Source organism: Sphaerisporangium sp. NBC_01403 (genome assembly GCF_045040145.1).
Lineage (GTDB): Bacteria > Actinomycetota > Actinomycetes > Streptosporangiales > Streptosporangiaceae > Sphaerisporangium > Sphaerisporangium viridialbum.
In genome coordinates this window covers 9,889,543-9,901,958 of record NZ_CP109534.1, presented here as the reverse complement: position 1 = coordinate 9,901,958, position 12,416 = coordinate 9,889,543, and the positions used below count along the sequence as shown (strand labels likewise).

Genomic DNA, 12,416 nt, shown 5'->3' with positions numbered 1-12,416 from the left:
GAAACGTGGAGACAGTTCGGTGACGCGTGGCGCGGGGCTCCGCCCCGCCGTTCTGGTGGCGCTGCTCGCCACCGTCCTCGTCGCGCTCTGCCTGCTGTCGATCGCGCTCGGCGCCCGCGGCCTTCCCCTCGACCAGGTCGTACAGGCGCTGCTCGGGCACCCGCCCAGCCGCCTGGTCGAGAACGTCGTCTGGTCGGTACGCGTCCCGCGCACGGCGCTCGGAATCGCGGCGGGCGCGGCCCTCGGGTTGTCCGGCGCGCTCATGCAGGCGCTGACGCGCAACCCGCTCGCCGACCCCGGACTGCTGGGCGTCAGCGCGGGCGCGGCCTTCGCGATCGTCGTCTCGGTCGCGGTGCTCGGCCTGGGGTCGCTGTACGGGTACATCTGGTTCGCGTTCGCGGGCGCGCTCATCGCCAGCGTCCTCGTGTACCTGCTCGGCGGGCTGGGACGTTCGGGCCTCACGCCGGTCAAGCTCGCGCTGGCCGGAGTCGCCGTGAGCTCGCTGCTGTTCTCGCTCACCAACGCCATCGTCCTGACCGACCCCGACGCGCTGAACCGCTACCGCTTCTGGTCGGCCGGCTCGCTCGCCGACCAGAACGCCGACGCGGTGCTCCGGATCCTGCCGTTCATCGCCCTCGGCACGGTGCTGGCCCTGGCCTGCGCGCCCGCGCTCAACAGCCTGGCCCTCGGCGACGACGTGGCCGCCTCGCTGGGGCGGCGCCTCGGCCTCGTACGGTTCCAGGGCGCGATCGCCATCACGCTGCTCACCGGCGCGGCGGTCGCGGTCATCGGCCCGGTCGTCTTCGTCGGGCTCGTGGTGCCGCACGTCGCGCGGATCCTCGCGCAGCAGGCGGGGCTCGGCCCCGACCACCGCTGGCTGCTTCCGCTGTCGGCGGTGCTCGCGCCCTGCCTGGTGCTCGCCGCGGACATCATCGGACGGGTCGCCGCACGGCCCACCGAGATCCAGGCCGGGATCCTCATCGCCTTCATCGGCGGCCCGTTCTTCATCGCCCTGGTCCGCCGTCGCCGACTCGCGGAAGTGTGAGCATGGTCCCCCCATCCCCCGGCGGCATGGTCGCCGTCCCAGCCCGCCGTACGTTCCGGCTGTCCGTGCCGCCGGTCTCCGGGGTGCTGCGGCCCCGGCTGGTGGTCGTGTGCGCGGCGCTCGCCGCCATCACGTTCCTGGTCTTCTGCTGGGGCGTCTCGGTCGGCGACTACCCGATCGGCCTGACCTCGGTCATGAAGGCGCTCGCCGGGTACGGAGACCCCGGGACGCTGCTGGTCGTCCGCGAGCTGCGACTGCCGCGCGCGCTGGTCGGCCTGCTGGCCGGCATCGCCTTCGGCGTCTCCGGCTCCGTCTTCCAGACCATGACCCGCAACCCGCTGGCCAGCCCGGACATGATCGGCCTGACCCAGGGCGCCGGCACCGCCGTCGTCGCGAGCATCGTGCTCGGCTGGGACGGCGGCCTCGGCCCCCAGACGCTGGGGCTCCTCGGCGCGCTGGCCGCCGGCCTGCTCGTCTACCTGCTGGCGTGGAGCCGAGGCGCCACCGGTTACCGGATCATCCTGGTCGGCATCGGAGTGTCGTGGATCTGCACCAGCGCCACCGACTACCTGGTGGCCAAGGGCGGGCGGTTCCAGGCCCAGGCCGCGCTCGGCTGGCTCGTGGGCAACCTCAACGGCCGCGACTGGGACCAGGTGGTCCCGCTGGCCCTCGCCATGGCGGTGATGGTGCCGGTCGCGCTGACGCTCGGCCGCCTGACCCGTACGCTGCAGCTGGGTGACGACGTCGCCGCCGGCCTCGGCACCCCCGTGCAGCGGGTCCGATTCGCGTTGCTCCTCACGGGGGTCGGGCTGGTCGCCTTCGGCACCGCGGCGGCCGGTCCGATCGCCTTCGTGGCGCTCGCCGCGCCGCAGATCGCGCAGCGGCTCGCCGGCACCGCCTGGCCGCCCCCGGTCGCCTCGGGGCTGGCCGGGGCCCTGGTCGTCCTCTCCTCCGACCTCATCGCACGCGAGCTGGTCCCCAGCACGGAACTGCCGGTCGGAATCGTCACCGGCGTGCTCGGCGCGCCGATCCTGCTCTGGCTGCTCATCCGCGCCGACCGCGCGGGCTCAGGAGGCTGAACGCATGTCGACCACCCACCCGGACCTGCGGGCGAGCGGCCTGCACCTGGCGTACGACGACCGGCTGGTCGTGGAGGACCTCGACGTGGTCGTCCCGCCGGGCCGCGTCACCGCCATCGTCGGCGCGAACGCCTGCGGCAAGTCCACCCTGCTGCGGGCCCTGGCCAGGCTGCTCGCGCCACGCCAGGGAGCCGTCCAGCTCGACGGCCGCGCGCTGCACTCCATCCCGACCAGGGAACTGGCCCAGCGGCTCGGCATCCTGCCGCAGTCACCGGTCGCGCCGGAGGGGCTGACCGTCATCGACCTGGTCAACCGCGGCCGCTCGCCGCACCAGACCTGGTGGCGGCAGTGGTCGAAGGCCGACGAGCAGGCCGTCCACGCCGCGCTGGCCGCCACCGGCATGACCGATCTCGCCGACCGCGCGGTCGACGAGCTGTCCGGCGGCCAGCGCCAGCGCGCCTGGATCGCCATGGCCGTCGCGCAGGGCACCCCGGTGCTGCTGCTCGACGAGCCGACGACCTACCTGGACCTGGCGCACCAGATCGACGTCCTCGACCTCATCACCGACCTCAACCGGCGCGACAACCGTACGATCGTGATGGTGCTGCACGACCTCAACCAGGCCTGCAGGTACGCCGACCACGTCATCGCCATGAAGTCCGGCCGCATCGTCGCGGAGGGGGCCCCGGCCGACGTCATCACCGCGCCGACCGTCCGGGACATCTTCGATCTGCGCTGCCAGGTCGCGACCGACCCGGTGAGCGGCACACCGTTGATCATCCCGATGAGCCGCCACCACGACACCTCACACGCGGAGCCGGTCGGCCGGCCCGTTCAGGGCTGAGCGGTGAGGTAGCCGCCCATGGTGCGGAAGTAGTCGGTGGCCGCGTGCTCCGTGCCGTCCTCGGTGCGCAGCCGCGTGAGGACGAGTCCGCGCCGCCGCCCGGTGCGGGCGTCGGCGCCGGAGACGATGACCACCCCGTCCCCCTCACGAATGAAGACGCGTCCCGGGGTGCCGCCGTAGTACGCGCGCGACACCTCCGCCGACACGACGCGGATCCGCTCGCCGCGGTGGTAGGTGAACGCGTTGGGGTACGGGTCCGACTGGGCGCGCACCAGCCGCTCCAGGTCCTCGGCCGGCCAGTTCCAGTCGATGCGGCTGTCCTCGACGGACCGCTTGTGGAAGAAACTGGCCTTGGTGCGGTCCTGCGCGACCCACTCCGCCCGGCCTGAGGCGATGAGGTCGAGCGCGTCGTGCACGATGGGCCCGATCAGGTCGACCGTCCTGTGGAACAGGTCGGTCGCGGTGTCGCCAGGCCCCACCGGCACGGCCCGTTGCAGCACGATGTCGCCGGCGTCCAGCTCGGCGTTCATCCGGTGCGCGGTGACGCCGACCTCCTTCTCTCCGTTCATCAGCGCCCAGATCAGCGGCGAGAAGCCCGCGTACGACGGCAGCAGCGAGTCGTGGATGTTCAACGTGCCGTGCGGCGGGAGGTCGAAGATGTCCGGCGGCAGCCACGTGCGCCAGTTGTTGGCCACGATGATGTCCGGCGCGGCCTCGCGCAGCGCGGCGAGCAGCTCGCGGTCGTCGGGCCGGTTGCGCAGGAGCACCGGGACGTCGTGCTTCGCGGCCAGCTCCGCCACCGAGTCGTCCCAGATCTTCTCGTAGGCGTGGTCGCTCTTGGGGTGGGTGACGACGAGCGCCACCTCGTGGCCGGACTCCAGCAGGGCTCGCAGGGTGCGATGCCCCCACGTCTGGTAACCGAACATGACGACCCGCAATGGACGATCCTCTCCTCGAATCCAATCTTGCAAGGTAAGGCTAACCTTATCTAACATGTTGCTGGCATAGGGAGGCGATGCCGCGGTGGACACACTGCAGAGTGGGCCGGATGTCATCCACGACATCCTGGGGATCGGTTTCGGGCCGTCCAATCTGGCGCTGGCCATAGCCGTCGAGGAGCACAACGCAGGAGTCCCCGCCGGGGAACGGCTCGATGCCGCATTCCTGGAGAAGCAGCCGCACTTCGGCTGGCACCGGGGCATGCTCATCGACGACGCGACGATGCAGGTGTCCTTTCTGAAGGACCTGGTCACCATGCGGAACCCGTCGAGCGACTACAGCTTCCTGTGCTACCTGCAGGAACGCGGCAGGCTGGTGGACTTTCTCAACCAGAAGACGCTCTTCCCGTTGAGAGTGGAGTTCCACGACTACTTCGAGTGGGCCGCCGCCCGGGTGAGGCACCTGGTCGCGTACGCCGCCGAGGTGGTCGCCGTCGAGCCGGTCGAGTCCGAGGACGGCGAGATCCGCTGGTTCGACGTGGTCAGCCGCGACCCGGACCACCCCGGCCGCACGTCCGTGCGCAGGGCGCGCAACGTCTGCGTGGCCACCGGGCTGGAACCCCACCTGCCGCCGGGCACCGTCCTCTCCGACCGGGTCTGGCACAACAGCGAGCTGGTCCTGCGCGTGGCCGAGCTGGCCGGATCCGGCGCTCCGGTGCGCCGCGTGCTCGTGCTCGGCGCCGGGCAGAGCGCCGCCGAGGCGGTCGACTACCTGCACCGCACGTTCGCCGACGCCGAGGTCTGCGCGGTCTTCGCCAAGTACGGGTACACCCCCGCCGACGACAGCCCGTTCGCCAACCGCATCTTCGACCCCGAAGCGGTCGACATCTACTTCAACGCCCCGCCCGTGATTAAGCAGTCGCTGTTCGACTACCACCGCAGCACGAACTACTCGGTCGTCGACATGGACCTCATCCAGTCCCTGTACGCGACGACGTACCGCGAGAAGGTGCACGGCCGGGAGCGCCTGCGCATGCTCAACGTCTCCCGCATCCGGGAAGTACGCGCCGTGGACGACCACCTGGACGTCACCGTAGAGTTCCTGCCCACCGGCGAGCGGAAGGTGCTCAGCGCGGACCTCCTCGTCCACGCCACCGGGTACCGGCCCCAGGACCTCGGCGCCCTCCTCGGCGAGGCGGCCAAGCTCTGCCTGCGCGACGACGAGGACGCGGTGCGCGTGGGCCGCGACCACCGCGTGGAGGTCGCGCCCCGGGTCACCGCGGGCATCTACCTCCAGGGCGGCACCGAGCACACCCACGGCATCACGTCCACCCTGCTGTCGACCACCGCCGTCCGCGCCGGCGAGATCCGCGACTCGCTCCTCGCCCGCCGCGCCCCCGTGGCGACCCTCGCCTGACCTGACGAACGAGAGACTCCCCAGTGACACAGCGAACCGAGGCCCGCTCCGCGCGGGCCCACAGCGAGGCCAGGGTGGAATCGGCGCTGGACGCCCTCATGCAGGCCGGCGGCCACCTCCACGAGGGCGGCAGGTTCGCCGACGTCGGATGCGGATCGGGGGACGTCGCCCTGGCCATGGCCGAGCGGGAGTTCACCGTGACGGCGAAGGACGTCTCGCCGTCGATGGTCGAGGCGACCAGGGAACTGTGCGCGGGCCATCCCGTCTCCGCCGAGGTGCAGGACCCGCACGCGCTGACGCTGCCCGAGGGCCAGTACGAGGTCGTGCACTCCTCCTGGTCGCTCCACTCGCTCGGCGACGTCCGTGCGGCCGTACGGACGATGGCGCGCGCCACGAGCCCGGGTGGCCTCGTGGTCCTGCAGTGGAGTCACGGGCAGCCGCGGTCCTCGGGGTTCGCGCTGCGCGACGTCGTGGAGTCCGTGGTCCGCCGCCCGGAGTGGCGGGAGCGGCTCGCCTCGGTCCCCTTGGGCGTCCATCAGCATCCGCTGGAAGAGGTGTCCGCCGTCCTCCGCGACGAAGGGCTGGAGATCGTGCTGGCGCGGGACGACGTCTCCGACCAGGACGAACAGGTCAGCGCGGAGGATGCCATACGCCTTGAGGTACTGGCCGCACACGCCGAGGCGCTCGGCGAGGACGGCGACCGGTTCCTGGACGAAGCCGTCCAGGCGCTGACGGAGGCCAACGCCCTGAACCTCCACGACGTCCGCCTGGCCGCCCACCGCCCCAACGATCCCCGGTCATCGGCACGGGCTCGCTCCGCGTACGTCGACCGGGCGCGGTCGTCTGTGCGGGCCTTTCCGCTGTGCGCCGGGATGCTGGAGGTCGTCTCCGGCGAGCAGCTGTCCCCGCTGATGCGACGGCTGGTCCTCCGCCTGGTGGACGCCGGCCCGCTGCCCGTCGAGGAGCCCGCCGAGACGATCACGCTCATCTGGCCGGCCGCCGGCGCGGACGAAGTCGTACTGCCCGAGTTGAAGCGCTGGCGCTTCCCTGAGACGGCCGGCAGGCAGCACGCGGTGAACCTCACCGTACGCCGCTACGACCGCGCGGCAGGGCTGGTGACCTTGGACTTCTTCCTGCACGTGGACGACGGCCCGGCTTCACGGTGGGCGCGTGACGCGGTGCCGGGCGACCAGGTGGGCTTCGCGGGCTCCCGCGTCCACTGGGTGACCGACCCGACGGCGGAGTGGACGCTGATGGTCGGTGACGAGACGGCGCTTCCCTCCATGGCCGCGATCGCGGAGACGCTGCCCGCCGGGCACCGTGCCATCGCGGTGGCCGAAGTACGGGACACCGCCGAGCACGTGGCGCTCGACGCGCCGATCCCCGAGATGTACTGGGTCCACCGCGGCGAGCGCCGGCCGGGCGAGGGCCGTGCGCTGGAGGAGGTCGTACGCGGCCTCGACCTGCCGCCCGGCCGTGGCCAGGTGTGGGCGGGCGGGGAGTCGCTCATGATCCAGAGCCTGCGCAGGCACCTGCTGCGCGACCGCGGCCTCCGGCGCGACGAGGTCTGCGCCCTCGGCTACTGGAGCATCCCCAGACCCCGCCGCACCCCGAACGCCTGAACCCACCCGTCTCCGAACGAACAGGACGCCGACCCCCGGTTCATGCCCGATACGCCGACACCCCGCGAGAACCGATCGGCGCCCGGTCAGGCCACGTACGTCGGCCGTCCCGCGAGCAGCGTCGCGGTGATCGGGATCTCGGGCAGGTCCTGGATGGGGATGTCGCGCGGATGGCACCCGGTCACCACCAGGTCGGCCTGGTCGCCGACCCGTACCCGGGTACGTCCGCCGCTGGCCGCCGCGAGTGCCGCGTCCAGGGGAATCGCCTGCTCGGCGTGCCACGGCGGCCGGTCGTCATCGGTACGCGCCACCGCGGCCGCGATGCCGTTCCAGGGATCCAGCGGCGAGACCGGCGCGTCGGAGCCGATCTCCAGCCTGGCGTCCGCCGCCAGCATCGAGGCATAGGCGTACGCCCGTCCGGTCCGTCCCGGCCAGTACTGCTCGGCCACGTCCCGGTCGTCGGGGGCGTGCGCCGGCTGTACCCCCACCGTCACGCCAAGCTCGGCGAAGCGCCGCAGGTCACCGGGGTCGACGAGTTGCGCGTGCTCGATGCGCCCGCCGTGGCCGACCTCCGCGAACGCGTCCAGCGCGATGGTGGTGGCCAGGTCGCCGATGGCGTGCACGGCCGGGGATATGCCATGCCGCGCCGCCCGTCGCATCACCGCGACCAGTTCCTCCGGCGGCAGCACCAGCTGCCCGCTGGACCCCAGCCCGGGGTACGGGTCGTGGCAGTACGCGGTCCGCGTGTTGAGCGACCCGTCCACGAACAGCTTGCAGGGGCCCATCGTCAGAAGCCCTCCCGACCCCGGGACCACGTCACCCGTCCGGCGGCCCCGCTCGATGGCGTCATCGAGCACGAAACGGGCGACGGCGCAGGCCACCCGCAAACTCGGCAAGCGCGCCACCAGCCGGCGTGACCAGTCCGCGACGGTGTCGGCGTACTCGAAGTCGATGACTCCGGTCACGCCCCTGGCCGCGGCGGCGTCGGCCGCCTCCAGCACCCACCGGTCCTGGACCTCGGCGGGAGCGGCGGGCAGCGCGGCGGTGATCTCCATGCACTCCGTCTCGGTGAACACACCGCTCGGGTGGTCACGTCCGATCAGCGCCAGGGCCGCCGGGCTGAGCCAGCAGGCGTGCAGGTCGTTGCTGAACAGGACGACGGGACGGGCGGGCAGGGCCCGTTCGAGCAGGTCCTTGTGCGGACGGTCGGGCCAGAGCCCGTCGCTGAAGTGGGCGCCGAAGACCAGCTCATCGCGAGCGACGGGGGCGGGCGGCCCGTCCAGCGAGGCCACCAGCCGATCCACGGCCTCGGCGGCGGAGCCGGCACCCGCCAGCGAGACCCTGCGCCGGGTGGCGGCCCACTGCAGCATGTGCACATGCGCGTCCACCAGCCCCGGCAGCAGCGTGCCGCCGCCGCCATGGACGACCTCGGCCCCGTCGGCCCGCTCCCCGGCCGGGGTGATCGCGACGACCCGCCCTCCGGCCATCCGCACGTCGCACGCGGCCCCGTCCGGCTCGACGACGACGTCACGCAGCAGCGTGTGCGGGCCGTAATCCGCTTCTTCCACCCGAACCCCCTCAGCACCAGCGCCCAGCCTACGGACCATCCCCCGCCCCTTTTGAACCGGTTGCACGGTATGTCCTAAGCCATCTTCGCGGGAGCCTCCGCGGACGAACGAGCCGGCCGTCGCCATGGTCGCCGCTGCCGCCGACGCGTGGACCCGCCTGCGCGCCGGACTCTCCCTGCGCCGGGCCGGAAGCCAGGCCGGCCCGGCGCGGGGTGAGCGGCGACCGCACCGAGCGTGCTCAGCCACCACAGCGCCACTCACGTCTCGGCTCGCCGATCAGCCGCAACCGTCCGCCACCGCGGCTAGGTCACCTGGGTCCGCCCTGGTGGTGGTGGCCGTAGGGACCCTGACCGTACGGACCGTGATGTCCCCACGGACCCTGATGCCCGTATGGACCGTGGTTGCCGTAGGGGCCGTGGTTGCCGTAGGGGCCGTGCTGGCAATGGTGCCAGTGGTGGTGGTAGTAGCCCTTGTAGTAGCAAGGATGCTCGTTTTGGAACGGGGCCCCGGATATGAAGGCGGGTTCGGGCTCGTGGGTTATCGCGCTTGCGCTGGCAGGCAGGGCCGACATCGTCATTGAAACGACGAGGCCCGAAACCGCCAATGCGCCGGCGGCTAGAGCATGCTTCAGCATGAAATATCACTCCATGTCTGATTGTCGAGCCCGGCGTGCTGCCGGGCTAACGGGGCGCCGACCCGGTTTCCTGGGAATATGTCGAATCGACGTCACACCTAAAGACGCTAGTTGAGGAGAATATGGACGGTCACCCCAGAGAGGTCAAAGCCTCGGTCCGGGATCATTAAGCCATCCTGCGAAACCGCACCGCGCGTTCACACCCAGCGCGAAGTCCTTACATAACCACGACGCCATAACCCCACTTTGGCATCCACATACATCTCAGACCGCCATAAACCAGCACAAATGCTGCCCGGCATCGATTGACAACACACACCAAGGTCGTACATCTCCGCCATTCACCCCAACCCTCATCAGGTAACTAACAGCGAGGTCCGCGGCAAACCACCGAACCACAACTGATGAAAACGACGGCGTGACCGGCGACTAATGCGTCCTGCGGCGCATCTATCACCGCCGCATGACGAACCGGAACGGGACCCGCCGGGATGCGATGGGGCAGGCGGCAATGTCCACGCATGGGCAATGACCCATTCGAGAAACCCCTGCCCACCACGGCCGTACCCGTCGCCGGCGCTGCGGCCGCGGCCCTGAGCCCATGCTCGCGTCACCCGGGAGAGGGCACGGGTGACCTGGGCACTCCGAAACCAACGAATACAAGCAGCGTAGCCACGACGGCGCGATGACGAGTGCGCCGTGAATGGCGATGATAGTCCTGAAGATGATTGTCATTCCCGAAGATCGGACAACCCGGCCCCGGACTGAAACTCGATGAGCACCGGTACTTCAGTAACCAGAACCGGGTCACTCTGCCGGCAAAGCCGACGCAGCGGATAACCAGTCATGCGCAGCGACTTTGTCAAAATATCATCGAGAAGGGACCTGAGAAGCCGTCCCTCTCGCCGATTTCCAGAGAAGGGGGCCAAAGACGCGGCGAAGTGTGCCATCAGCGCACCCAGTCGCCTCGCCGACATCGAGCGGGCCCTGAAAACGTTCGGATAGGGCCCCATCACCGCACCAGCCATCAGGCCAGATGATCGTGTCCCATGACCGTCCCGCGCAACCCGTTACCAGGCACCCCACGACGCAGCAGGACGACAGCACCAAAACGGTCACCGACGTCGCAGGATGACATAACTGAAACCGATCACTGAACACGTGAGAAAGCCAGGTCAGACTGTGTCTGGCCTGGCTTTCGGTGAGCACCCCCCGCAGGATTCGAACCTACGCACCCGGCTCCGGAGACCCTCCCCGGGCCAGCCACCTGCCGCTTCCTCAATGCGGCAAGCCTCCTGGCCCGGGTACGGCGCGCAGACGATCGAAGTGCGGGGGGCCACACGTGCCGGAGGCCCGACACGTGTGGCGACGGGTCAGGGGCTGGTGCAGGTGGCGGTGGGGGTGGCCGCGGTGCCGTTGGCCGTGAAGCCGAAGGTGGTGGACGAGCTCGCCGCGATGGAGCCGTTGTAGGCGGCGTTGCGTACCGTCACGGTCGAACCGGAAACGGTCTGCGTGCCGTTCCACAGACTGCTGATGGTCTGCCCGCTGGGCCAGGTCCACTTCACGGTCCATCCGTTGACCGGCGAACTGCCCGCGCGGACCGTCACCGTCGACTGGAATCCACCCTGCCAGCTGTTCACCGTCTCGATCGTCGCCGAACACGCCCCCGGGACCGGAGACGGAGTAGGAGTAGGAGTCGGGGTCGGCGTGGGAGTGGGAGTGGGCGTCGGGGTCGGGGTGGGCGAGGGGTTGGGGCCGGCGGCGTTGAGGGCGTTGAGGACCGAGGTGTAGGCGGCCTTCTTGTTGCCGTTGCCGTCGAACAGGAGCGGGGTGTCGCCCGAGCGCCAGGAGTCGCTGTCACGCACGCCCCACACCGTGATGCCGACGCACCGCGGCACGGCCAGGCAGTCGTTGACCACATTGGCGTAGGTCGTGGCCGAGGCGCCCTGGATGTCCAGCTCGGTGATGGCCACGTCCACGCCGAGCGCGGCGAAACTGGAGATCGTGGTGCGGAAGTTGCTGTTGTAGGCGCTGCCGCTGTTGAAGTGGCCCTGCAAGCCGACGCAGTCGATCGGCACGCCGCGGGACTTGAAGTCCTTGACCATGTTGTAGACGCCCTGCGTCTTGGCCCAGGTCCAGTTGTCGATGTTGTAGTCGTTGTAGCAGAGCTTGACCGAGGGGTCGGCCGCGCGGGCGGTGCGGAAGGCCACCTCGATCCAGTCGTTGCCCGTGGCCTGCAGGTTGGACTGGCGCCGGCCGCCGTTGCTGTCGTCGAAGGCCTCGTTGACCACGTCCCAGTAGGCGAGCTTGCCCTTGTAGTGGGCCATCACGCCGTTGATGTGGTTGATCATCGCCTGGCGCAGCGCGCTGCCGGACAGGGACTGCATCCAGCCCGGCTGCTGGGAGTGCCAGGCCAGGGTGTGCCCGCGGACCTGCTTGCCGTTCTGGACGGCCCAGTTGTAGACCCGGTCACCGTTGGTGAAGTTGAACTGGCCCTGCTGGGGTTCGGTGGCGTCGATCTTCATCTCGTTCTCGGGCGTCACCATGTTGAACTCGCGGTTGGCGATCGTGGTGTACGCCGAGTCACCGAGCTTGCCGGCGCTGATCGCGGTACCGAAGTAACGGCCGCTCTGTGCGGCAGCCGCGCCCAACGTGCTCGCCGCGGCACCGGCGGGAACCGACATCGCCAGCGCCGTGATCGTGCCGAGTACGCCGAGAGCGCCAGCGAGCAGCATCCGGCGGGGGCCGCTGCGTGGTCGCCGGGATCGATCGAGGGGGGTGGCGTTTGTGCTCATGCCTGAGCCTCCACAACTGAGTCACGGAATAGCGGGAAAACGCGCCGACGCCCCTGCGGGATCTGCGCCCCGACCCCAAAACCAGGACGCACACCACGAGGAGGTCGCAGACGGAGCTCCCCTGCCGCCACACCACCGACCTGGCAGGGAGAGACCGCCTCGGGGACTCAGTGTGGAAACCTCCCCGAAATGTGTCAAGACCGTCACGAAAGTTTCGAGAATTCCGCCTCGCGTACACGTCCTCGCATGCGCTTCAGCATTCATCCCGACCTGCAGAGACGTTGCGGCGGTCGCGTTATCCGGGGCCGAAACATCTCGATGAAAATTTCACCCCAACGCCCTCACCAATCAGGTCCAGCACTCCCCCGACAACACCAGACAAGCCCCCGCGCCCTGCTATCGCGACCTGGCGCACCGCACGATCGGCCAACCCCCTACCCGATCTTTGATGGGCTAGGACCACTGGCCCGGGCT

General features: G+C 70.1%; 8 protein-coding genes. 5 read left to right on the top strand and 3 right to left on the bottom strand.

The window, feature by feature from the left end; genetic code table 11:
- Positions 1–19 precede the first annotated feature (19 nt).
- The 3 genes from OG589_RS44685 to OG589_RS44675 are packed head-to-tail and all read left to right on the top strand — an operon-like array spanning position 20 to position 2,968.
- Entirely contained in the window at positions 20–1,045 is a 1,026-nt protein-coding gene (locus OG589_RS44685) for a FecCD family ABC transporter permease (RefSeq protein ID WP_405145009.1), read from the top strand.
- A gap of 2 nt (positions 1,046–1,047) precedes the next feature.
- The gene (locus OG589_RS44680; RefSeq protein WP_405145008.1) at positions 1,048–2,124 is read left to right on the top strand and encodes a FecCD family ABC transporter permease; all 1,077 of its coding nucleotides are present in this window, start codon (positions 1,048–1,050) and stop codon (positions 2,122–2,124) included.
- A 4-nt stretch (positions 2,125–2,128) separates the two neighbouring features.
- Complete coding sequence (locus OG589_RS44675) at positions 2,129–2,968, top strand: ABC transporter ATP-binding protein (protein WP_405145007.1); 840 nt, start codon at positions 2,129–2,131, stop codon at positions 2,966–2,968.
- On the opposite strand, the gene OG589_RS44670 is transcribed toward OG589_RS44675, so the two are convergent.
- On the bottom strand, positions 2,959–3,906 hold the full coding sequence (locus tag OG589_RS44670) for a methionyl-tRNA formyltransferase (protein ID WP_405145006.1): 948 nt from the start codon (positions 3,904–3,906) through the stop codon (positions 2,959–2,961). The genes OG589_RS44675 and OG589_RS44670 overlap by 10 nt on opposite strands.
- Before the next feature lie 85 nt (positions 3,907–3,991).
- On the opposite strand from OG589_RS44670, the gene OG589_RS44665 reads away from it, so the two are divergent.
- Positions 3,992–5,323, top strand: a complete 1,332-nt coding sequence (locus OG589_RS44665) for a lysine N(6)-hydroxylase/L-ornithine N(5)-oxygenase family protein (protein WP_405145005.1) — start codon at positions 3,992–3,994, stop codon at positions 5,321–5,323.
- A 23-nt stretch (positions 5,324–5,346) separates the two neighbouring features.
- Entirely contained in the window at positions 5,347–6,945 is a 1,599-nt protein-coding gene (locus tag OG589_RS44660) for an SIP domain-containing protein (protein ID WP_405145004.1), read from the top strand.
- An 86-nt stretch (positions 6,946–7,031) separates the two neighbouring features.
- Here OG589_RS44660 and OG589_RS44655 read toward each other — a convergent pair whose 3' ends face one another.
- Together OG589_RS44655 and OG589_RS44650 are read right to left on the bottom strand one after the other, a co-directional pair.
- On the bottom strand, positions 7,032–8,513 hold the full coding sequence (locus OG589_RS44655) for an amidohydrolase family protein (protein ID WP_405145003.1): 1,482 nt from the start codon (positions 8,511–8,513) through the stop codon (positions 7,032–7,034).
- Positions 8,514–10,520: 2,007 nt separating this feature from the next.
- Positions 10,521–11,942, bottom strand: coding sequence for an endo-1,4-beta-xylanase (locus OG589_RS44650; protein WP_405145002.1), 1,422 nt, complete (start codon positions 11,940–11,942; stop codon positions 10,521–10,523).
- Positions 11,943–12,416 lie beyond the last annotated feature (474 nt).